Origin of the sequence: Bordetella genomosp. 1, from assembly GCF_002261335.1 — a bacterium.
Taxonomy (GTDB): domain Bacteria; phylum Pseudomonadota; class Gammaproteobacteria; order Burkholderiales; family Burkholderiaceae_B; genus Bordetella.
On the sequence record NZ_NEVL01000003.1, the window covers coordinates 1,732,273 to 1,754,151 of the forward strand.

General features: G+C 71.3%; 21 protein-coding genes. 8 read left to right on the forward strand and 13 right to left on the reverse strand.

Features of this window, described 5'->3' with window-relative positions; translation table 11 throughout:
• Window positions 1-141: 141 nt before the first annotated feature.
• Window positions 142-1,107, reverse strand: coding sequence for a tripartite tricarboxylate transporter substrate binding protein BugE (locus CEG14_RS16230; RefSeq protein ID WP_094827335.1), 966 nt, complete (start codon window positions 1,105-1,107; stop codon window positions 142-144).
• Window positions 1,108-1,130: 23 nt separating this feature from the next.
• Entirely contained in the window at window positions 1,131-2,597 is a 1,467-nt protein-coding gene (locus tag CEG14_RS16235; protein ID WP_094827336.1) for an N-acyl-D-amino-acid deacylase family protein, read from the reverse strand.
• Between the two features lie 93 nt (window positions 2,598-2,690).
• Between CEG14_RS16235 and CEG14_RS16240 the strand changes: the two genes are divergently transcribed.
• Entirely contained in the window at window positions 2,691-3,653 is a 963-nt protein-coding gene (locus CEG14_RS16240; RefSeq protein ID WP_094827337.1) for a LysR family transcriptional regulator, read from the forward strand.
• Window positions 3,654-3,721: 68 nt separating this feature from the next.
• Here CEG14_RS16240 and CEG14_RS16245 read toward each other — a convergent pair whose 3' ends face one another.
• Genes CEG14_RS16245 through CEG14_RS16255 form a run of 3 tightly spaced genes read right to left on the reverse strand, consistent with a single transcriptional unit; the run spans window position 3,722 to window position 6,308 of the window.
• Window positions 3,722-4,201 carry an SRPBCC family protein gene (locus tag CEG14_RS16245; RefSeq protein WP_256985748.1) on the reverse strand — a complete coding sequence of 160 codons (480 nt, stop codon included), beginning with the start codon at window positions 4,199-4,201 and terminating at the stop codon, window positions 3,722-3,724.
• A gap of 47 nt (window positions 4,202-4,248) precedes the next feature.
• Window positions 4,249-5,079, reverse strand: coding sequence for a phosphoenolpyruvate hydrolase family protein (locus tag CEG14_RS16250; RefSeq protein ID WP_094827338.1), 831 nt, complete (start codon window positions 5,077-5,079; stop codon window positions 4,249-4,251).
• A gap of 14 nt (window positions 5,080-5,093) precedes the next feature.
• On the reverse strand, window positions 5,094-6,308 hold the full coding sequence (locus tag CEG14_RS16255) for a Tm-1-like ATP-binding domain-containing protein (protein ID WP_094827339.1): 1,215 nt from the start codon (window positions 6,306-6,308) through the stop codon (window positions 5,094-5,096).
• A 183-nt stretch (window positions 6,309-6,491) separates the two neighbouring features.
• Here CEG14_RS16255 and CEG14_RS16260 point away from each other — a divergent pair, with 183 nt between their 5' ends.
• The gene (locus tag CEG14_RS16260; protein WP_255032398.1) at window positions 6,492-7,151 is read left to right on the forward strand and encodes a TetR/AcrR family transcriptional regulator; all 660 of its coding nucleotides are present in this window, start codon (window positions 6,492-6,494) and stop codon (window positions 7,149-7,151) included.
• Between the two features lie 67 nt (window positions 7,152-7,218).
• Here CEG14_RS16260 and clpB read toward each other — a convergent pair whose 3' ends face one another.
• A complete protein-coding gene (gene clpB, locus CEG14_RS16265; RefSeq protein WP_094827340.1) occupies window positions 7,219-9,822 on the reverse strand; it encodes an ATP-dependent chaperone ClpB in 2,604 nt (867 codons plus the stop codon).
• Between the two features lie 201 nt (window positions 9,823-10,023).
• Here clpB and CEG14_RS16270 point away from each other — a divergent pair, with 201 nt between their 5' ends.
• The 3 genes from CEG14_RS16270 to CEG14_RS16280 all read left to right on the forward strand — a co-directional run bounded on the left by CEG14_RS16270 (window position 10,024) and on the right by CEG14_RS16280 (window position 12,475).
• On the forward strand, window positions 10,024-10,446 hold the full coding sequence (locus tag CEG14_RS16270) for a gamma-glutamylcyclotransferase family protein (protein WP_094827341.1): 423 nt from the start codon (window positions 10,024-10,026) through the stop codon (window positions 10,444-10,446).
• Window positions 10,447-10,610: 164 nt separating this feature from the next.
• Entirely contained in the window at window positions 10,611-11,339 is a 729-nt protein-coding gene (gene fnr, locus CEG14_RS16275; RefSeq protein ID WP_094827342.1) for a fumarate/nitrate reduction transcriptional regulator Fnr, read from the forward strand.
• 5 nt (window positions 11,340-11,344) lie between these two features.
• Entirely contained in the window at window positions 11,345-12,475 is a 1,131-nt protein-coding gene (locus CEG14_RS16280; protein ID WP_256985749.1) for a hypothetical protein, read from the forward strand.
• Between the two features lie 81 nt (window positions 12,476-12,556).
• Here CEG14_RS16280 and CEG14_RS16285 read toward each other — a convergent pair whose 3' ends face one another.
• The 4 genes from CEG14_RS16285 to CEG14_RS16300 all read right to left on the reverse strand — a co-directional run bounded on the left by CEG14_RS16285 (window position 12,557) and on the right by CEG14_RS16300 (window position 15,795).
• Complete coding sequence (locus CEG14_RS16285; protein ID WP_256985750.1) at window positions 12,557-12,922, reverse strand: 2Fe-2S iron-sulfur cluster-binding protein; 366 nt, start codon at window positions 12,920-12,922, stop codon at window positions 12,557-12,559.
• Window positions 12,907-13,491: an NUDIX domain-containing protein gene (locus CEG14_RS16290; protein ID WP_094827343.1), complete on the reverse strand. Its 585-nt coding sequence runs from the start codon at window positions 13,489-13,491 to the stop codon at window positions 12,907-12,909. Before CEG14_RS16290 ends, CEG14_RS16285 begins: the two co-directional genes overlap by 16 nt.
• 88 nt (window positions 13,492-13,579) lie before the next feature.
• A complete protein-coding gene (locus CEG14_RS16295; RefSeq protein WP_094827344.1) occupies window positions 13,580-14,950 on the reverse strand; it encodes an esterase-like activity of phytase family protein in 1,371 nt (456 codons plus the stop codon).
• An 80-nt stretch (window positions 14,951-15,030) separates the two neighbouring features.
• On the reverse strand, window positions 15,031-15,795 hold the full coding sequence (locus CEG14_RS16300) for a sulfite exporter TauE/SafE family protein (RefSeq protein WP_094827345.1): 765 nt from the start codon (window positions 15,793-15,795) through the stop codon (window positions 15,031-15,033).
• Window positions 15,796-15,894: 99 nt separating this feature from the next.
• Between CEG14_RS16300 and CEG14_RS16305 the strand changes: the two genes are divergently transcribed.
• Window positions 15,895-16,782 (forward strand): LysR family transcriptional regulator, encoded by an 888-nt coding sequence (locus CEG14_RS16305; protein WP_094827346.1) that lies wholly within the window; start codon window positions 15,895-15,897, stop codon window positions 16,780-16,782.
• On the opposite strand, the gene CEG14_RS16310 is transcribed toward CEG14_RS16305, so the two are convergent.
• On the reverse strand, window positions 16,779-17,018 hold the full coding sequence (locus CEG14_RS16310) for a DUF3820 family protein (protein ID WP_094827347.1): 240 nt from the start codon (window positions 17,016-17,018) through the stop codon (window positions 16,779-16,781). The genes CEG14_RS16305 and CEG14_RS16310 overlap by 4 nt on opposite strands.
• A gap of 28 nt (window positions 17,019-17,046) precedes the next feature.
• Window positions 17,047-18,039, reverse strand: coding sequence for a GlxA family transcriptional regulator (locus tag CEG14_RS16315; protein ID WP_094827348.1), 993 nt, complete (start codon window positions 18,037-18,039; stop codon window positions 17,047-17,049).
• Between the two features lie 181 nt (window positions 18,040-18,220).
• Between CEG14_RS16315 and CEG14_RS16320 the strand changes: the two genes are divergently transcribed.
• The gene (locus CEG14_RS16320; protein ID WP_094827349.1) at window positions 18,221-19,450 is read left to right on the forward strand and encodes an MFS transporter; all 1,230 of its coding nucleotides are present in this window, start codon (window positions 18,221-18,223) and stop codon (window positions 19,448-19,450) included.
• A 60-nt stretch (window positions 19,451-19,510) separates the two neighbouring features.
• Here the strand turns inward: CEG14_RS16320 and CEG14_RS16325 are convergent, their stop codons facing one another.
• Window positions 19,511-19,831, reverse strand: coding sequence for a hypothetical protein (locus CEG14_RS16325; RefSeq protein WP_094827350.1), 321 nt, complete (start codon window positions 19,829-19,831; stop codon window positions 19,511-19,513).
• 295 nt (window positions 19,832-20,126) lie between these two features.
• Here CEG14_RS16325 and CEG14_RS16330 point away from each other — a divergent pair, with 295 nt between their 5' ends.
• On the forward strand, window positions 20,127-21,878 hold the full coding sequence (locus CEG14_RS16330) for a peptidase M14 (protein ID WP_094827351.1): 1,752 nt from the start codon (window positions 20,127-20,129) through the stop codon (window positions 21,876-21,878).
• Window position 21,879 lies beyond the last annotated feature (1 nt).

Genomic DNA, 21,879 nt, shown 5'->3' on the forward strand with positions numbered 1-21,879 from the left:
CGGATCGGGCTGACCCGGCGCGAACCCGCGTATCTTAATCCCGAGCGTCCGTCCCCAGCGTCCGTCCTCAGCGCCAGTCCCCTGCGTCAGCCTCATGCGTCAGCCTCCTGCGCCGCGCGCCGCCGCCGGCCGCGCGCTGCCTCATTGCAGCTTGATCTGGGCCTTGTCGATCACGCCCTTCCAGCGCTCGCGCTCGGCCTGGATCTGCCGGCCGAACGCCTCGGGCGTGTTGCCCAGCGGAAAGGCGCCGGTCTCCTCCATCTTGGCCGCGGTGGCGGGATCGCGCACGGCCTTGGCGAACGCGGCGGACAGCTTGTCGCGCACGTCCGCCGGCACGCCGGCCGGCGCCACCACGCCGTACCAGGCGGTCACGTCGTAATCCTTGTAGCCCTGCTCCGCGAAGGTGGGCAGGTCGGGCAGGCGGGCGTTGCGCGCCGTGCCGGTGATGGCGAGCGCGCGCAGATGGCCGCTCTTGACGTACGGCAGCGTCGAGGGGAAGTTGTCGAAGATCACGGGCACCACGCCGGCCACTGTGTCGGTGAGCGCGGGCGCCGAGCCACGATAAGAGATGCTGTTCATCTTGCCGTCGATAAGCTGCAGGAACCAGATCATGCCGAGATCGTTGACGCCGCCCGCGCCGGCGTTGGCGTAGCCGTCCTTGCCCGGATTGGCGCGCACGTGCGCCACGAATTCCGTCAGGTCTTTCGCGGCAAAGGCCGGATTGACGGCCAGGATGTTGGGGCTGGTCACCAGATTGCTGATCGGCGTGAAGTCGCTGACCGGGTCGTACGCGAGCTTGGGAAACAGGTGCGGCGCGGTGCCGTGCGTGCTGACGGTGGCCAGGCCCAGGGTGTAGCCATCGGGCTTGGCGCGCGCCGTGGCGGCCATGCCGATGGTGCCGGACGCGCCGGTGCGGTTTTCCACCACGATCTGCTGGCCCAGGATCTCGCCGGCCTTGGCCGCCGCGACGCGGCCCACGATGTCGGTGGGGCCGCCGGCCGGGAACGGCACGATCAGCGTGATGGGCCGCTCGGGGAACTCGGCGCGCGCGCCGGCCCACGGCAGACAGAGGGCCAGGCCCAGCGCGATCAGGGTGGGTTTATGCATCAGTCTCTCTCCTGGAAGGCCGGTCAGTGAGCGCCGGCTTGAAGGTCTCGCCGCAGGACGCGGCCGGGCCGCGCGGCGGGCGCGGCGGGAAATACCTGGGTGCCATTGACCAGCACGGCGTCGATCCCGACCGAGGCCAGCGTCGGGTCGTCCCAGGTGGCACGGTCGTTGACCGTGGCCGGGTCGAACACCACCACGTCGGCCAGCGCACCCACCCGCAGCACCCCGCGGTCACGCAGGCCGAACACCCGGGCCGGCAGCGCCGTCATCTTGGCCACCGCGGCCTCGAGCGACATCAGCGCGGCCTCGCGCACGTAGCGGCCCAGCACACGCGTGAACGAGCCCCACAGCCGCGGGTGCGGCCGCGCGTCGTTGGGCAGGCCGTCGGAGCCCACCATGCAGCAGGGATGCTGGAAGATGCGCTGCACCTCGTTCTCGTCCATCGCGAAATAGATGGCGCCGGCCGGCGCCAGCCGGCGCGCGGCGGTGCCGCGGTCGCAGCCCCAGCCGCGCGCGATGTCGGCCAGATAGCGGCCGCTGCATTCGGGATGCGGCGTCGACCACGTGATGCGGATGTCGTCGATGGTCTCGGCGCGCTCGGGAATCAGGATGGTGGAGCTGCCGGGATAGGGATAGATGTCGAGCGCGACCTCGACGCCGGCGGCGCGCGCGCGGTCGATGTTGGCCAGCGTGTTGGCGCTCTTGCCCCAGTTGGCCGGCATCATGCATTTGTGGTGCGACACCACCGTGGCGCAGCCGGTGGCGCGGCCGATGGCCAGCACTTCCTCCACCGCCGCCTCGACCTGGTCGGCCTCGTTGCGGATGTGGCTGGTATGCAGGCGCCCGCGCGCCGCCGCGATCTCGGCCAGGCCGCGCAATTCGGCCTCGCCCGCCTGCCCGCCCGGATCGTAGGCCAGGCCGGTGCTGAAGCCCACCGCGCCGGCGTCGAGCGCCTCGCGCAGCAGTTCCTCCATGCGCGCCTGCTCGGCGGCGCTGGGCTGGGCGCGCGGGTCGGCCATCGCGGCCAGGCGCAGGTTGGCGTGGCCCACCAGCGCGGCCACGTTGATCATGGGCCGGCGCTCGGCCAGCTCCGCCAGATAGGCGGCCATGTCGGCGAACAGCGGCGTCTCGCCCAGCAGCGCCAGCGCGGCGGCGGTGTTGCCGGGCCGCGGCGCGGGCGCGCCGCTCACGCCGCAATTGCCCACCACCACCGTGGTGATGCCCTGGCTGGTCTTCCATTCGAGGCCGGGCTTTTCCACGAACATCAGGTCGTCGTGGCCGTGCACGTCGATGAAGCCGGGCGCGACCACGCGGCCCGCCGCGTCGATCTCGCGCGCGGCCGCATGGCCCGACAGATCGCCCAGCGCCACCACGCGATCGGCGACGATGCCGACGTCGGCGCGCACGCGCGGCGCGCCGCTGCCATCGATGACCCAGCCGCCCCGGATCTTGAGGTCGAGCGGCGTAGCGGGGGCGGCGGTGTCAGGCATGGCGGAACTCGGCAAGTCGGTGAGATGCCTAGTATCCGCCGCGCGATCCATCTGGAAAAATTGTTTTAGTTAATCCATCTATCTCGATTTGAAATGGTTCGCCTGCCCAAGCACATCACCCTCAAGCACCTCAACGCCTTCGTGGCGGTGGCCCAGGAAAACAGCTTCACCCATGCGGCCGGGCGCCTGTTCCAGACCCAGTCCTCGGTGACCACGCTGATCCGCCAGCTCGAGACCGCGCTCGGCGCCGAGCTCTTCACGCGCACCAGCCGGCGCGTGCTGCTCACGCCGCTCGGCCAGGAGTTCCTGCCGCGCGTCATGCGCCTGCTGGCCGACTTCGACGGCGCCATCGACGACGCCGTGCGCTACGGCGCGCTGCAGCGCGGCCGGGTCGGGGTGGCCGCCGCACCCTCGGCCATCACGGAGCTGATCGCGCCGGCCGCGGCCGATTTCTGCGCGCGCCATCCGGCCATCCGGCTCTATCTGCGCGACGACAACTCCGGCCGCATCCAGCGCCTGGTGGCCGCGGGCGAGGTGGACTTCGGCCTGACCAGCCGCTGGGCCGACGCGCCGGGCCTGGTGTTCGACGCGTTGCTCGAAGACCGTTTCGGCGTGCTGTATCGCAGCGACGACGCGGGCCTGGCGCCCGGCCGCGACGGCATGCTGCGCTGGTCGGCGCTCGCCGGCCGCAAACTGGTGGGGGTGGTGGACGAAACCGGCATCGCCGCGCTACTGCGGGCGCGCGCCGACCTGCCGATCGAGGCGGCCTCGCCGTTCTATGAGGCGTCGAGCACCACCTCGCAGGCGGCGCTGGTGCTGGCGGGGCTGGGCGTGGCATTGCTGCCGGCGCTGGCGGCGCAGCGCGTGCTGCAGCCGGGCCTGTCGTATGCCTTGCTGGCGCGGCCCACGGTGGTGCGCACGCTGTGCCTGATCCGGCCCGAGGAGCGCGCGCTCAGCCCGGCCGCGCAGGCCTTCATGGCCGCGTTGCGGGCGCATGCCCGCGATCACGACTGGCCGGCGGGCTGCCGGCCGGTGGCGCGCGCGCGGGCCGGCTAGGCGGCCCGGCACGGCGCCTGGACATCAGGGCACGCGCGGCGCGTGCGCCCCGGCGCGCCTCGGCGCGCTCAGCCCAGGCGCTGCGCCAGCGCGCGGATGCCGACGCCGAACACGTTTTCGCCCACGGCCTGCGCCACCGCCGCGAGATCGGCGCCGTCGATCACGCCGAAGTCGGCCCACCACGTCACCAGCGTCCCGCCCGTCAGCGTGACGGGGGCGAGATGGATGCCGGCCACGTAGTCGCGCATCGGCAGGCTGGTCTCGATGATGCTGTAGCGCAGCGCATGGCCCGGATCGTCGAGCATCAGCAGGCGCTCGCGCACGAATCCGTCGGGCCTGAGGTCGAGGCGGCGCACGCTGCCCAGCGCATCGGCGCGGCCGCCCTCCTCCACGCGCGATGCGGCGACGGCCGGATGCCACAGCGCCAGCGCGTTGAAGTCGCGCAGCAAAGGCCAGACCTGTTCGATGGGGGCGGGCACCAGCCCGCTCACGAAAACCGTATGCTCCTGCATGTCGTTCTCCTGGTCCTGCTCGGTGGGATCCGTCATTGTGCCGCCTTCGCGCGGCGGGCGGGCGCAGCGCGCCCGCGCCGGCATCAGAAGGTCAGCGCCTTGAACTCGCGCGTGGCCGCCGTGAGCGCGGTCTCCGTGGGCAGACGCTCCATCGAGCTGGCGCCGTAGAAGCCATGGCAGTGGCGGCATTCGCGCAGCACGCGCGCGGCGTCGTCGGGCGAGGCGATCGGGCCGCCGTGGCACAGCACGATCACGTCGTCGCGCACGGCCTGGGCTGCGGCGGCGATGCGATCGATGCGCGCGATGCAATCGTCGAGCGTGAGCGCCGTGGCCGCGCCGATGTTGCCGCCCGTGGTCAGTCCCATGTGCGCCACGATGATGTCGGCGCCGGCCTCGGTCATGGCGCGCGCGTCGTCTTCGTTGAACACGTAGGGCGTCGTCAAGAGGCCCTTCTGGTGCGCCAGCCGGATCATGTCGACCTCGAGCGCGTAGCCCATGCCGGTTTCCTCGAGATTGGCGCGGAAATTGCCGTCGATCAGGCCCACGGTGGGAAAGTTCTGCACGCCGGAGAAGCCGGTGCGGATCAGATCGTCGAGAAACAGGTCGAAGTTGCAGAACGGATCGGTGCCGTTCACGCCCGCCAGCACCGGCGTGCGGCGCACCACGGGCAGCACCTCGCGCGCCATGTCCATCACGATCTCGTTGGCGTTGCCGTAGGCCAGCAGCCCGGCCAGCGAGCCGCGGCCCGCCATGCGATAGCGGCCGGAGTTGTAGATCACGATCAGGTCGATGCCCCCGGCCTCTTCGCACTTGGCCGACAGGCCGGTGCCCGCGCCGCCGCCGACGATGGGCCGGCGCTCGCGCACCATGGTCTGGAACTGCTGCAGCAGCGCGCTGCGCTCGAAACAGGGCATGACGTGAAGACTCCTCAGGCAGGCGCGATGGCCTGGAATTGCGCGACCGCGATTCGGGCGAACTGCGGATCGTTGATATGGTGGGGCACGCGGATCAGGCGGCGCTTGGCGGTTTGCACCAGGTGCGACTCGATGGCCTCGAACAGCGCGGCATCGGCGGCGGGATCCCAGAAGGCCTGGCCCGGCGCATCGAGCGCCGAGACGCCGCCTTCGGGCAGCAGGAACCGCACCTCGCCCTCGCAGCGATTGAGCCGCTCGGCGATCCACGCGCCCTGGCGCGCGTTCTCCTCGGGCGTGGTGCGCATCAGCGTGACCTGCGGGTTGTGCGGGTAGAACAGGCGCTCGCGATAGCGCTCGGGGACGCTGGCCGGCTCGCCGAAATTCACCATGTCGAGCGCGCCGCACGAGCCCACGTAGGGCGCGCCGGTGCGCGCGACCGCGCCGAACCGGTCGGGCGTGCAGGCCAGCACGCCGCCGAACAGCAGGTCGCACACCTCGGTGGTGGTGAGGTCGAGCACGCCGCCCAGCAGATGGCTGTCGAGCAGCTTCTCCATCGATTGCCCGCCGGTGCCGGTGGCATGGAAGACCAGCGTGTCGTAGCGCTCGTGCAGCAGGGCCGCCACCTCGCGCACGCACGGCGTGGTGACGCCGAACATCGTGATGCCGACCGCGTCGCGCTGGTCGCTCTCCTGCGGCTGGCGCGCCGCCTGCCAGGCGCCCGCGATGGCGCCGGCGGCGTTGGCCAGCACGCGGCGCGAGATGCGGTTCAGCCCGGCCACGTCGGTGACCGGATACAGCATGGCGATGTCGGCGGGGCCGACGTAAGGCGCGACGTTGCCCGAGGCCATGGTCGAGACCATCAGCTTGGGCACGCCGACCGGCTGCGCCCGCATCGCGGGCGTGATCAGCGCGGTGCCGCCCGATCCGCCCAGGCCGAGCACGGCGCCCACGTCGCCGCGCGCGGCGAGAAAGCGCTCGAAGGCCAGGGCCATGGCCGGGATGGCAGTGCCGCGGTCGCCGGTGAACACGGCGGCGGCGCCCTCCGGATGGTGGCGCGCGACCTCGGCGGCCGACACGTCGGCGCCGCCCGCGCCGTCGGCGCCGGTGGACACGTCCACCGAGACGACCGGCACGCCGGCGGCCACGAGCCGCGCGGCCAGGAAAGCCGCTTCGTCGGCCTTGGTGTCGAAAGTGGCGGCCACGTAGACGGGCCGTTGATCAAAACTCATGACTCCTCCGCGAGCGCGCTACACTGCTCCGTGCGCGCGCCTCTGTGTATATCCTGGGTCGCGACCGCCCGCAACATCACCGCCGCCGACGGCCAAGCGACCGCAAGAATGAGACGAACGAATCATAATGAGACACCTGTCTCTGGTCAACAGCAAGGCCCCCGCCCTGCTGCCGACGCTCCCATGAAAGCCCACCAGATCGGCCCCGCGAGCCGTCAGGCCGTGCAAAGCGGCGAGCCGCCGCATGGCCCGCGCGCGCGCATGCGCCGCACCCTGCTCGACACGGCGCAGCGCATGATGGCCGCCGGCCTCACGCCCTCGGTCGCCGAGCTGGCCGAAGCGGCCGAAGTGTCGCGCGCCACCGCCTATCGTTATTTCCCGAGCCAGAGCGCGCTGATCGCCGCCGTGGTCGACCAGAGCCTCGGCCCCATTCTCGAATGGCAGGCCGGCGCCGGCAGCGCGAGCGAGCGCGTCGACGAGCTGTTCTCGTTCGCCTACCCGCGCCTCGAGGAACACGAGGCGTCGCTGCGGGCCGCGATCATGGTGTCGCTGCAGCAGCAGGCGGCCGCGCGTGCCGGCGACGACGCCACGCCGCGCCTGGTGCGCGGCCATCGCGTCGACACGCTGCGCCACGTGCTGGCGCCGCTGGCCGACCGGCTCGAGCCAGCCGCGCTGCAGCGCGTGGCGCAGGCGCTGTCGCTGCTGTACGGCACCGAGGTGTTCCTGGTGCTCAAGGACATCTGGCACCTGGAGATCGACGAGATCACCGACGTGGTGCGCTGGACCGCGCGCGCCATCATTGCGCAGGCCGAACGCGACGCGCAGGACGCCGGGAAGGCCTGAACCTTCCCGCGACAGCAAAAAAAATGGCGTCCCGAGGGACGCCATTTTCATGCCCGGATCGGCGGGCTCATTGCAGCGTGCGCGTGAAGACGAACTTGCCGTCCTGCCAATCCACCGGCACCACGTCGCGCGGCCCGAACTTGCCTTCGAGGATGAGCCGGGCGACCGGGTTCTCGACCTGCTGCTGGATGGCCCGCTTGAGCGGACGCGCCCCGAACACCGGGTCGAAGCCGGCCCGCGCGATCTCGGCGAGCGCCGCGTCGCTGACCTCCAGCCGCATCTCCTGCTTCTCGAGCCGGTCGGCCAGGCGCTTGAGCTGGATGCGCGCGATCGATTCGATGTGCTGCGCGTCGAGCCCGTGGAACACCACGACTTCGTCGATCCGGTTGAGGAACTCGGGGCGGAACGACTGCTTGAGCTCGTCCCACACCACTTCCTTGATGACTTCGTAGGGCTGGCCCGCCATGGTCTGGATGTGCTGCGAGCCGAGGTTGGAGGTCATCACGATCACGGTGTTGCGGAAATCGACCGTGCGGCCCTGGCCATCGGTGAGGCGGCCATCGTCGAGCACCTGCAGCAGCACGTTGAACACGTCGGGGTGGGCCTTCTCGACCTCGTCGAGCAGCACCACGCTGTAGGGCTTGCGCCGCACCGCCTCGGTGAGATAGCCGCCCTCTTCGTAGCCCACGTATCCCGGCGGCGCGCCGATCAGGCGGGCCACCGAGTGCTTCTCCATGAACTCGCTCATGTCGATGCGGATCAGATGCTCCTCGGAGTCGAACAGGAACTCGGCCAGCGCGCGGGTCAGCTCGGTCTTGCCCACGCCGGTCGGGCCCAGGAACAGGAACGAACCATACGGACGCGAGGGGTCGGCCAGCCCGGCGCGCGAGCGGCGGATGGCATCGGACACCAGGCGCACGGCCTCGTCCTGGCCCACCACGCGGCGGTGCAGGAACTCCTCCATCTTGAGCAGCTTGTCGCGCTCGCCCTGCATCATCTTCGACACCGGGATACCGGTTGCGCGCGAAACCACTTCGGCGATCTCTTCGGCGCCCACCTCGGTGCGCAGCAGACGCGGCCTGCCCGAGTCGACGTCGGCCTTCTCGGCGGCCTGCTCGGCGCTGTCGGCGGCCTTCAGGCGCGCCTCGAGCTCGGGCAGCTTGCCGTATTGCAGCTCGGCCAGCTTGTCGAACTGGCCCTTGCGCTGCAGCTCGGCCATCTCGGCGCGCACCTTGTCGATCTCTTCCTTGATGGCCTGGGTGCCGTGCACCGCGGCCTTCTCGGCCTTCCAGATCTCTTCGTAGTCGTTGTACTCGCGCTGGAGCTTCTCGAGCTCTTCCTCGATCACGGCCAGGCGGCGCTTGGACGCGTCGTCGGATTCCTTCTTGACGGCCTCGCGCTCGATCTTGAGCTGGATGATGCGGCGGTCGAGCCGGTCCATCACCTCGGGCTTGGAATCGATTTCCATGCGGATGCGCGCGGCCGCCTCGTCGATCAGGTCGATGGCCTTGTCGGGCAGGAAGCGGTCGGTGATGTAGCGGTTGGACAGCTCGGCCGCGGCCACGATGGCCGGGTCGGTGATGTCCACGCCGTGGTGCAGCTCATAGCGCTCCTGGAGGCCGCGCAGGATGGCGATGGTGGACTCCACGTCGGGCTCGCCCACCAGCACCTTCTGGAAGCGGCGCTCGAGCGCGGCGTCTTTCTCGATGTATTTGCGGTATTCGTCGAGCGTGGTCGCGCCGATGCAATGCAGCTCGCCGCGCGCCAGCGCGGGCTTGAGCATGTTGCCGGCGTCCATCGCGCCCTCGGCCTTGCCGGCGCCCACCATGGTGTGCAGCTCGTCGATGAACACGATGTTCTGGCCGTCGTCCTGGGCCAGTTCCTTGAGCACGGCCTTCAGGCGCTCCTCGAACTCGCCGCGGAACTTGGCGCCGGCCAGCAGCGCGGCCAGGTCGAGCGACAGCACGCGCTTGCCGCGCAGGGATTCCGGCACCTCGTCGTTGACGATGCGCTGCGCCAGGCCTTCGACGATGGCGGTCTTGCCCACGCCGGGTTCGCCGATCAGGACCGGATTGTTCTTCGTGCGGCGTTGCAGGATCTGGATGGTGCGGCGGATTTCGTCGTCGCGGCCGATCACGGGATCGAGCTTGCCTTCGCGGGCGCGCTCGGTGAGGTCGAGCGTGTACTTGGACAGCGCCTCGCGGTTGGACTCGCCCTCGGCGCCGTCGACGTTCTGGCCGCCGCGCACCGCGTCGATCGCGGCCTCGAGGGCCTTCTTCTGCAGGCCCGCCTCGCGCAGGATGCGGCCGGCATCGCCCTTGTCGTCGGCCAGGGCGAGCAGGAACAGCTCGCTGGCGATGTAGGTGTCGCCGCGGCGCGCGGCTTCCTTGTCGGTGCGGGTTAGCACGCCCTGGAGGTCGCGGCCGACCTGGACGTTGTCGCTGCCCTGCACCTGCGGCAGGGCCTTCAGGGCCTGGTCGAGCGCCGGCTGCAGGCGGTTGACCGCCACGCCGGCACGCGCCAGCAGGCTGGCCGCGCCGCTGTCGGGATCGCCCAGCAGGGCGGCCAGCACGTGGGCCGGCTCGATGTAGGGATGGTCGTTGCGGGCGGCCAGGCTTTGCGCGTCGGCCAGGGCTTGCTGGAACTTGGTGGTGAGTTTGTCGAATCGCATAATGGTCGTAGGCTGTTGGGGAGCCACGCGAGACATTGCGTCAGCCGGCTCGATGACCTGAATATGCGGACGCCGGCGGGGTTTTCAAGCCCCGCGCGCAGGCCTTGCGGCCCTGGGCGCCCGAGTCCGTAAAGCGACAAGCACCCGCATACACTACACGGCAACGCCAATTCCGCACAACCATCGCGCCGCGCGCCCGCCATGCCCCTGCTCGTCTTCGTCTACGGTACCCTGCGCCAGGGGGAAAGCAATGACATCGCGCAAGCGGCGGCGCGCCATGGCCTGCCCGCGCCCGTGCGGGTCGGGCTGGCGCGCGCGCCCGGCGTGCTGGTCGACTACGGCGACTGGCCCGGCCTGCTGCCCGACGCGGGCCCGCCGCGCGTGCTGGGCGAGGTCTACCGCATCGACGCGGCGCTCGCGCCGGTGCTCGACGCGATCGAGGAAATCGACGACCCCACGACCTCCCCCTTCGTCCGAGACGAGGTCGACGTGCGGCTCGAGGACGGCGGCGCCACCCTGCGCTGTCTGTACTATCCGATCCGCCCCGACGGCCCCGGCGCGCCCGTGGCCACGGGGGCGGACGACTGGTGCGCCTACCGACTCTCCCGTCGCAAAAGGCCCTGAAACGTGGCGATCACGGCCCCGATATCGCGCCTCGGTATGTTTGCGCCGACGCGACTACAATGTAACCAGCTGATATACACATCCGGCCGGTCGCTCGCGTGCCGCCGGACGTAACACCAACCGGCGGCGCAAGCCCAAGCCGGTGACTAAGCCTCGAGGTCTATATGCAAAAACGGGTTCCTATTTCGCCGGATGCCGCGCACTGTTCGAGCTGCATGCTCGGGCATGTCTGCATCCCGGTCGGCATGGCCGCGGCGGAAGTGGAGAAGCTCGACGACCTGGTCAAGGAGCGCGTGCGCGTCGAAAAGGGCAAGCCGCTCTACGAGCTCGACGCGCCGCTCGACGCGGTCTATGGCGTGCGTTTCGGCTCGCTCAAGACCCAGCTCGAAGACGCCTCCGGCCAGCTGCAGATCACCGGCTTCCATCTGCCGGGTGAGATCGTCGGGTTCGACGGCATGATCGAAGGCCGCCACGTCTCCAACGCGGTTGCGCTCGAAGACTCGGAGGTGTGCGTCATCCGCCTGCCCGAGATCGACCGCGTCGCCGCCCATCTGCCCACGCTGCAGCAGCAGTTCCGCCGCCTGATGAGCCGCGAGATCACGCGCTCGCACCAGATGCTGGCCACGCTGGGCTCGATGCGTTCGGAGCAGCGCGTCGCCGCGTTCCTGCTGAACCTGTCGCAGCGCTATGCGGCGCTGGGCTATTCGTCGAGCGAGTTCGTGCTGCGCATGAGCCGCGAGGAGATCGGCAACTTCCTCGGCCTGACGCTGGAGACGGTATCGCGCCTGCTCTCGCGCTTCGCGCGCGACGGCCTGATCCGGATCAACCAGCGCGAAGTGCGCATCCTGGACCATGCGGCGCTGATGCAGCTGCTCGGTTCGGAACATTGCTGATCCGCATGCGCGCAGGACTGCTCGCAGTATTCGCCTGCGCGCTGGCCCTGCCCGCGCAGGCCCAGCTCGCGGGCCAGCCGCCCGCGGGTCACGACCCCTACACCGACCCCGTGGTGACGCCGCCCGTGACCACGCCGCCGTGGCGCCCCATCGAACTGGGCAAGCCCGGCCACCGCTACCCCTTCCCCGTCTACGCCAGCAAGCACTTGCAGGAAGACGATCTGCGCGGCATCCGCCGCGTGGTGATCGTGATCCACGGCGTCACGCGCGATGCCAACCGTGCCTATGAGGCCGTGGCCCAGCTCTATCACGCCAACGGCGAGCGCGCCGGCGACACGCTGATCGTGGCGCCGAAGTTCGCCAGCGCGATCGACGCGGGCTTCGGCAAGATGCCGGCCTGGCGCCGCGCCAGCTGGGAAGACGGCGAGGCCAGCATGGCGGCCAAGGGCCGGCCGGCGCCGGTGACCTCGTTCCAGGTGCTCGACGACCTGGTGCGCGAGCTGAGCGCCTCCGACCGCCTGCCGGCGCTGCGCGAGCTCGTGATCGCGGGCCACTCGGCCGGCGGCCAGCTGGTGCACCGCTATGCCGTGCTCAACGACATCGACGAGCCGCTGCGCCGCGCCGGACTGAACCTGAGCTACGTGGTGGCCAATCCGTCTTCGTATCTGTATCTGTCGCCGCAGCGCCCGCGCGCCACCGGCGGCGGCTATGCCAACTACGAACGCGGCATCTGCCCCACCTACAACCAGTACAAGTACGGGCCCGACCAGATGCCGCGGATCTCGAGCGAGACCGACCCGCTCAAGCTCTCGGCCCGCTATCTGCAGCGCAACGTCACGTATCTGCTGGGCGGCGCCGACAACAATCCCGAGCACCACTACCTCGACAAGACCTGCGGCGCCGAGGCCCAGGGCGCGACCCGCTGGGCGCGCGGCGTCGGCTACTGGCGCTACGAGGCCTGGATGGCGCAGCGCCATCCGGCCTGGCCCGCCTCGCGCCACCAGGCGCAGCAGGTGGTGGGCGTGGGCCACAGCTCGACCGCGATGTTTGCCTCGACCTGCGGCGCGCGTGCGCTGCTGGGCGCGACCAGCGTGCCGCTGCCCAAGGGCGCGGCCTGCCTGCCCATCGAGCCCTGAGCGTCAAACGCCGAACTTCAAACGCGGATCTTCGAAGGCCGGGCGTCGAACGCGCAGCGGCGCGCCCGGATCGCGCGCGGCTCAGCGCTGCGCGCCGGTCAGCATCGTGCGCGGCGCGGCCGGGGTATCGTCGCGCCGCTCGGCATCGGGCACCTCGAGCACCACATCGCTCTCGGCATGCGCCACGCAGGGCAGCACCCAGCCTTCTTCGCGCTCCTCGCGCGTCACGCCGGGCCATTGCACCGCGTAGCGCACCTCGCCGCTCACCAGCATGCACATGCAGGCGCGGCAGGTGCCGTTGCGACAGGAGCTGGGCAGCCGGATGCCGGCCTCGCGCGCCGCCCGCAGCAGGGGCGTGTCGGCGCGCGCCTCGAAGCGCCAGCCCGAAGGTCGCAGCTCCACCGCATGCACGGCCGGGCCGGCGGCGTCGTTCAGGCCGGCTGCCACGGCAGCGTCCACGCGCCGCTGACGACGTTCTGCAGCCACAGGGTGCAGGTCAGCGTCTTGGCATCGGTGACCTCGCCGCGCTGGCAGGCCGCCAGCAGCTCGTCGACCGTGGCCGTGCGCACGTCGAGGAACTCGTCTTCGTCGAGCTTGCGGTCGCCGGCGCGCAGGCCGCGCGCGAAGTAGATGTGGATGATCTCGGTGGAATAGGCGATGGCCAGGTGCAGCGCGCCGGCCTTGGCCCATTCGGCGGCGCTGTAGCCGGTTTCCTCGAACAGCTCGCGCTTGGCGCAGGCCAGCGGATCCTCGCCCGGGTCCAGCTTGCCGGCCGGGAACTCGGTCATGACCTGGCCGATGGGATAGCGGAACTGGCGTTCGAGCAGGATGCGGCCGTCGTCGAGCAGCGGAATGATCACCACCGCGCCGGGATGCACCACGTATTCGCGCGAGACCACCTTGCCGTTGGGCAGGCGCACCATGTCGTTCTTGACGTGCAGGAAGCGGCCGCGAAAAACGGATTCGCTCGACTCGAGCGTTTCGGTGAGATGCGATTCGGGAGCGTGATCGGACATGGCGGAAGCGGTTCGGGGAAGGTTTCAACGATGCGGGGCCGGGTGACCGGCCCCGCGTTCGGGCTAGCTTACCACCGGCCGTCCGCGCTCATCGCGCCGACAGCAGGCCGCCCGCTTCGAGCAGGATCAGCTCGTTGTCGTCGGCCTGGTTGGGATCGCGGCTGCTGGAGAACGGCAGGTTGTTGTCGTTGCCCACCACGATGTGGGTGGCGTCGACCACGTCCACGTTCTCGATGGTGAAGAACGGAAACTGGAACACGCCGTTGCTGGCCGGCTTGCGCGCCAGCCTGGCGGGATCCTGGATGTCGAGCAGGTCGACGTAGCCGATCTTGCGCACCGCCCCGCCGGCGCCCGCGTCGTCGAGCGCGATCTTGTAGACGCGCTTGAACCTGGGCAGCTTGGCGAAGCACTGCTCGCCCGGCTGTCCCGGCGGGCAGGCGCGCTCTGGCACGCCTTCGCCGTTGTCGCGCTCGATGACGAGGCCGGTGGCCGCATCGATCATGTTGAAGTCGCCGATCGCGTGGTCGGCGCCCTCCAGCACGTACTTCCAGTGGCGGCCGGTCCAGCGCTGGCCGGCCACGTCGAACTCCAGCACGCGCAGATAGGGCTTGCCATCGACGGTCTCGAATGCGCCGGCGGCCTCGTCCCACAGCGGCCCCTCGAGCAGCGGATAGAGCTTCGCGCCGTCGGGCGAGCTCGCCATGCCCTCGAAGCCCTTCGAGCGCCGCACCTGGAACTTGACGCGATCGGCGGGCGCGGCCGGCGTGGCCACGGCGGGATGGTCGGGCGAGCGCACCACCTTGCCATCGACCTCGGTCTCGAACACGGCCTGCACGCGACCCTGCAGGTCGGCCTTGATCAGGTAGGGGCCGAATTCCTCGCCGATCCACAGCGCGCCGCCGGCGAACTGGAAGCTCTCGGGATCGAAGTCCGAGCCGGTGAGATAGCGCGGGCCGGTGCTCTCGTGGACGATGCGGAACGGCACCTTGCGGTCGGGGTCGTGCAGGAACACGGTCTCGAGCCGCTCGAAGCCGCCCTGCGCGAAGTCGACCCGGTAGCGGCTCAGGTGCAGCATCGCGTCGGGCGAGTTGGCCTTGGCGCCGAAGCCATTGTCGGTGAGGATCCAGAAGCTGCCGTCCGGCATGCGCTTGATGCCGGAGTGGCCCTGCACGGGCTGGCCGGCGAACGGCAGCGCCACGCCGGTCGGGCGGCCATCGGAGCGGCCCATCACGCTGCCGGGCGCGTCCACGCGCTTGCCGGTGGTGTACTTGCCGCTGGTGCGCAGATCCTCGGGGGCGTCGCCCGGCGCGGTCAGGAAGGTCTGTGCCGGCAGGATCGCGTGGCCGGCGAGCGTGGCCGGGAAGGCGACGGGTGCGGCGGCCTGGGCCAGCACGGTCGCCGGCAAGGCGGTGGCAGCCAGCACGGACATCAACCGGGACAGACAAAAAAAGCGGGGCATCGCGGTCTCCTGTAAGAAGATCCGGACGATGCCCCATTGCCGTTGCACCTCAATGACAGCTCGCAGTCAGCCGGGAACCGTCAGCCGGCGAGCAGCAGGTGCCCCCCCAGCAAAAACAGCGCGATGAAGAATCCGCGTTTGAACACTTTCTCGCTGACGCGCTGGCGCAGCCAGCCGCCCAGCGCCATGCCCACCAGCGCCGGCGCGACCGCCAGCACCGAGGCGCTCGCCTCGGCGCCGCCGAGCGCGCCGCTGTAGATCAGCCCGCCCGCCATCGCCAGCGTCGACACCATGAAGGCGATGCCCATGGCCTGCACCAGCGTGTTGCGCTCCAGCCCGAGCGCCTGCAGATAGGGCACCGAGGGGATCACGAACACGCCGGTCGCGGCGGTGATGAGGCCGGTGGCCGCGCCGGTGAGCGGCCCCAGCCACCATTCGGCCTGCGGCGGCACCTGCATGCGCACCGCGGCCAGACCCAGCACCGCGTACAGCAGCAGCGCACAGCCCAGAAGGCTGCCCGCGCCCGCGACCGCCGTGCCGGCCAGCCAGAGCACGCCCACCGCGTTGCCCACGCAGATCGCCACCAGCATGGGCGCGAGCCGGCGCAGCAGCGCGGCGAAATGCCCGCCCACCACGCATTGCCACACATTGGTGACGATGGACGGCACCACCAGCAGCGCGGCAGCCTGCGGCGCAGGCATAGTCAGGCTGAGCAGCCCCACGGCCACGGTGGGCAGGCCCAGGCCGATGCAGCCCTTGACGGTGCCGGCCAGCAGAAAGGTGCCGAACACCATGGCGGAGAGGGCCAGGCCGGCGTCGAGATAGAAGTCGAGGTAAGCATGCATGGACGCATCATCCGCCCCCGCGCGCCAAATGAAAATGCGCAATAAACTGAGCCTGCCTTCGGCTGTGCCGTAGGCTGACCGCCTCCGCCGGATGACGCCATGCACTTCGACCTGACCGACCTGCGCCTGTTCCTGCACATCGTCGACGCCGGCAGCATCACTGCCGGTGCCGCGCTGTCCCACCTCGCACTGCCCTCGGCGAGCGCGCGGCTGCGCGCGCTCGAGGCCTCGGTGGGCACGGCGCTGGTCACGCGCGAGCGCCGCGGCGTCACGCCCACGCCCGCCGGCATCGCCCTGGCCCACCATGCCCGCGGCCTGCTGCAGCACGTGCTGCGCATGGAGGAAGACCTGGGCGAGTACGCGCTCGGCTTCAAGGGCCAGGTGCGGCTGTGGTGCAACACGGCGGTGATGTCGGAGTTCCTGCCCGACCCGCTGGCCGGCTTTCTGCGCGCCCATCCCAACGTGGACGTGGAGCTGCAGGAGCAGCCCAGCTACCGCATCGTGCCCGCCGTGGCCCAGGGCGTGGCCGACGTCGGCATCCTGTCGAACGCGGTCGACCTGGGCGACCTGGACGTGCTGCCGTTTCGCGACGACCGGCTGGTGCTGCTGGTGCCGCCTGACCATGCGCTCGCGGCGCGCGAGGGTCCGGTGCGCTTCGTCGAGACGCTGCGCCATGACTACGTCGGGCTGGAGACGGCCAGCGCGCTGTCGGCCCACCTCGACGACCAGGCCGCGCGCGCGGGCCAGCGGCTGCGCGCGCGGGTGCGGCTGCGCACGTTCTCGGCGGTGCTGCGGATGGTGGCGCGCGGCGTCGGCGTCGCGGTGCTGCCGCACTCCTCGGCGCAGCGGCTGCGGCGCACGGCGCAGGTCAAGCGGCTGGAGCTGGCCGACGGCTGGGCCAACCGCAAGCTGGTGCTGTGCGTGCGCGGCCTGGCCCAGTCGCCTGCCTATGTGCAGGCCCTGGTGCAGGCGCTGCGCCAGCCTTAATCGGCGGGCGGACCGGCCGGCTTGCCGCCCTCGCGCAAGGGGTCGAGCAGCGCGCGCAGGTCGTTGTGGTCGAGCTCGTACATCAGCGCCAGCAGGCGGCCGATCTCGCCCTTGGGAAAGCCGTTGCGCGCGAACCAGCCCAGGTAGTGGCCGGGCAGGTCGGCGATGAGGCGGCCTTCGTATTTGCCATAGGGCATCTGGCGGCGCACCAGCAGGTTGAGCAGTTCGGGATCCATGGGGCCTGGCCGGTGGGGAAGAACGCGATTATGCCGCGAGCGCGGCGTCGGCGGGCTCGGCCGGCGCCGCTCGGGCCGCGCGGCGCAGGGCCTGCGGCGGCTGGCCATAGACGCGCACGAAGGCGCGGCGCATGCGCTCCGCGTCGACAAAGCCCACCCGGCGCGCGATGGCCTCGATCGGCGCGTCGCCGTCCTCGACCTGCGCGCGCGCCGCCTGGGCGCGGATGCGCTCGACCGCCTTGGCCGGGGTCTGGCCGGTCTCGGCCTTGAACGCGCGGCAGAACTGGCGCGGGCTGATGCAGGCCACCTCGGCCAATTGTTCGATGCTCAACGATTGGGTCAGGTGTTCGCCGATGTAGTGCAGCACCTCGCGCATGCGGCCCGCGCCGGGCGTGAGGTCCTGCAGGGCCGAGAACTGCGACTGCCCGCCGCTGCGCCGGTGATACACCACCATGTCGCGCGCGGCCTGGCGCGCCACGGCCTCGCCGAGGTCGGCCTCGACCATGGCGAGCGCGAGATCGATGCCGGCCGTGATGCCGGCCGAGGTCCAGACGCCGCGATCGTGCAGGTGGATGCGATCGGCCTCGACGTCGAGCTGCGGATAGCGGCGCTGCAGCGCCGCCGCATGGCGCCAGTGCGTGGTGACGCGGCGGCCGTCCAGCACGCCGGCGGCCGCCAGCACATAGGCACCGGTGCAGACGCTGGCCAGCCGAGCCCCGCGCGCCTGGGCCCGCTGCAGCAGCGCGCACAGCGCGGGCGAGGCGGGCGCCGTGCGGGCGCCGGTGCCGCCCGGCACCAGCAGCGTGGCCGGCCGCAGCTCGCGCCAGGGCCGCGTCAGCACGGTGACGCCGCCCGAGCTGCGCACCGGCCCCCCCGCCTCCGACACCAGCTCGACCCGGTAGCCCGGCCCCGCGCCCCGCTCCGCCGCGATCTCGGCGGCGGTCTCGAACACCGACGCCGGCCCGGCCATGTCGAGCAACTGGAAATCGGGCACCAGGACCAGGGCAATGAGGTGTTTCATGGAAGACCGCCGCGCAATGAGGACAAAGACAAAGACCGGGCAAGGGCGAAAACAGCAGGCCGGCGGCGCGCCGGCACCCGATGACCAGAAACGAGGGAATTTGGTCATTCAAGCCATAGTGTCGCGGACTAGATTGGAGCCTGTCAACGGCGCGCCGCGCCGCCACCCACCGAGCCTTCCCATGTCCGCCTCACACCCGCCCTCCGGGCAGCGCAATGCCCGCGTCCTGGCCGTCTGCCAGGGGCTGTTCATCGCCGCCATCTCCATCGACCTGACGCTGACCGCGCTGACCGGCCACATGCTGGCGCCCGACAAGGCGCTCGCCACCCTGCCCTTCGCGCTCATCACGGTGGCGGGCGCGGTCGTGACCTGGTTCGCCGCGCAACTGATGCAGCGCATCGGCCGGCGCGCCGGCTTCGCGCTCGGCGCCCTGGTCGGCGCGGCCGGCGGGCTGGTCTCGGTGTGGGCCGTCTTCATCTCGCACTTCTGGCTGTTCTGCGCCGGCACCGCCTGCGTCGGCGTGTTCCAGGCCTTCGCGCAGTACTACCGGCTGGCCGCCGCCGACGCGGTGCCGGCCGAGGCCAAGAGCCGCGCCATCTCGGTGGTGCTGACGGGCGGCGTGATCGCGGCGCTGGCCGGCCCGGCGCTGGCGGCCTGGGCCAAGGATCTGTTTCCGCTCGCGTTGTTCGCCGGCGCCTATCTGATGGTGGCGCTGCTGGCCGCGCTCAGCGTGGTGCTGCTGCTGGCGCTGTATCGCGACCAGGAGGCGCCGCTCGACAGCCCCGCGGCGGCCGAGGCGGCCGCGCTGCCGGCCCGGCCACTGGCCGAGATCGCGCGCCAGCCGATCTTCGTGGCGGCGCTGGCCAACAACGTGGTGGGTTCGGTCTCGATGATGTTCATCATGACGGCCGCGCCGCTCGCCGCCGTGGCCTGCAGCCACAGCATCGCCGACGGCGCCGGCATCATGCAGTGGCATCTGATCGGCATGTATGCGCCGGCCTTCTTCGCGGGCGCGCTGATCCGCCGCATCGGGCTGCCCAAGGTGCTGGGGCTGGGCATGCTGATGAACGTGGCCTGCAGCCTGGTCGCGATGCAGTCGCCCGCGCTGTGGGCGTTTCACGTGGCGCTGTTCTGCCTCGGCGTGGGCTGGAACTTCATGTTCGTGGGCGGCACCACGCTGCTGGCGCAATCGTACCGGCCGGCGGAGCGGGCCCGCGCGCAGGGCGCGGCCGAGATGCTGCGCTATGTGGCCACCGCGCTGGCCACGCTCGCGGCCGGCCCGATGCTGGACCGTTTCGGCTGGGAGGCGCTGAACGCGGCCATGCTGCCGGTGGTGCTGGCCGCGGCGCTGATGACGGGCTGGTGGGTGCGGGCGGCGCGCACCGATGCGCGCGCGCCGCAGCCCGCCTGAGCCGGGCCGGTGGGCGGCCCGGCGCGTCCGGAGGCGGCCCGCGCCGGCAGCGGCGCCGGCTTACTGGCCCTGCTGGCGCCGCTCCTGCAGCTCGCGCAGGCAGGCCGCCACGCCGCCCTGGCGCTGGGCATTGGTGACCGCGGCGCGATCCGACACCGTACGGCAGCGCTGGTATTCGCGCACGCTTTCCGGCGTGTCGCGGATGGGCGGCGGGGGCGCGGCCACGCTGCCGCCGCTTTCCGTGATGCGCAGCGTCGACGGCGGCGAGAGGTTGCCCTGCTGCGTGTTGGGAAAGCTGAACTCCTGCACGCCCTGCGCGTGGGCGAGCGAGGTGGCGGCCAGCGCGGCCAGGGTGCAAAGCGTGAGCAACGGTCGTTTCATCGAATTCTCCTGATCGGCGCACGGCCGGGACGCGGCGTGCGCTCGGGTTTATCGTAGACCGGCGGCCGCGGCCGCCGCAGGGCCGCGTGGCCTTAATTGGTGCCAATCCGCTACATCGATGACATCGCGTGACGCGGACGCTGTCCCGGGCGTCGAGGCGCCGCGGCGGGCGCCTGCGGGGCGGGTGCGGCCGTGCCGGCCCCGCCCGCGCCGGCACGATCCGGCCGCGCACGCCCCCGCCGCACGCGACCCGGTGCAAAATACCGCGTCATCGCCGCCGCCTCCCAGGACCGTCATGGAATTGCTCGACACCTCGTTCCCCCGCACCTTGACCGATTGGCTCGACACCTATGCCGCGCCGGCCTGGCGCGGCGCCACGCTGGAAGGCTGGCTGTTCGAGGGTCCCGAGGCGCGCCGCGCCGCAGAGACCCGCCTGGCCCGGGCCGGCGTCACGGCGCGCCTGCGCAGCGCCTACAAGCCGCTCCTGCACTTCTTTCTCGAAGAGGCCGAGCGCGAGGGCCTCGTCGCCGTCCACGTGACCTACCCCATCCATCCCGACGCGCAGCAGAAGCGCTTCACGCTCGAAGCCTATCCGCTCACCGCGCTGCTGGCGCCGGCCACGGTGCGCTTCGCGCCCGCCGCGCGGAGCGCCGGCGCGGTGCCCGAATACGAGCTGGTGCTGAGCTACGCCGACGGCGCGCAGCGGCGCGCCACCGTGGCCGCGCCGCAGTCGCTGTCGCAGGCCGTCGACGGCCTGCCGCAGCGCTCGCCCACCGGCTGGCTGCGGGTACGGGACGGCGCCGGCGCGGTGCGCGTCGACGGCCCGGTCTGCACCGAGTACGAAGCGCTGTTCCGCACCGCGATGGACACGCTGACGCGCCATCCGTGGGGCCACGACGAGCCCTATTTCGAGCGCCTCTCGATCCGCGCCGACATTCCCGGCATCGAGTACGCGCTGCCGCACGACGAGGACATCGTCAGCACCTGCGAGGGGCTGCACGAGGATTTTTATTTTTCGCTGCTGGAATTCTTCCAGCGCCATTCGGGCAGGCCGATGGGCGACCGCGGCCTGCAGCCCGGCCAGATCGCGCCCGACGTGCGCCTGGTCGACGGCCCGGCGCGCCTGCGCATCGCCACCGAGGCGGTGGCGCCGGCCACGCCGCTGACGCCGCGCCTGCCGGCGGGCGCGCTCGCCGAACGCACCGAGCCCCTGCTGGCCGACGAGATCGCCGGGCTGGTGGCCGCGCTGGGCGGCACGCCGTTCAGCGCCCCGACGCGCCAGCGGCGCGCCGTGCTGGGCACCTATGTGCGCGGCAGCGGCCCGGCGGTGCTGATCTCCGGCGCCCAGCACGCCAACGAGACCTCGGGCGTGGTGGGTGCGCTGCGCGCCGCGCGGGCACTGGTGGACCGGGGCGACGCGCACTTCGCGCTGATCGCCTGCGAGAACCCCGACGGCTACGCGATGTACGCGCAGTTGCGCGCGGTGCATCCGCGCCACATGCATCACGCCTCGCGCTACAGCGCGATGGGCGACGACATCGCCTACCGCGAACGCGAGCCGCTGCTCGAGCTGGCCGCGCGGCGCGAGGCGGTGGCGCTGAGCGGGGCGCGGCTGCACATCAATCTGCACGGCTACCCCGCGCACGAATGGACGCGCCCGCTGTCCGGCTATCTGCCGCGCAACTTCGAAAGCTGGACCCTGCCCAAGGGCTTTTTCCTGCTGCTGCGCCACCACCCCGGCCTGGAGGCCGAGGCCGAGCACCTGATCGAAGGCGTGACCGCGCAGCTCGCGCGCGCCGTGCCGGGCCTGGCCGAATTCAACGCGCGCCAGATCGCCTTGTTCGAGGCCCATGCGCTGGAACGCGGATTCGCGCTGCGGCATGGCATCCCGGTGCAAGTGACGGCCACCGAGCGCGAGGCCACGCCCCTGGCGCTCACCACCGAGTTTCCGGACGAGACCGTCTATGGCGAGCGCTACCGGTTCGCCCACACGGTGCAGATGGAGACGGTGCTCGCGGCCGTCGCGCGCTATCGCGCGGGACCCTAGG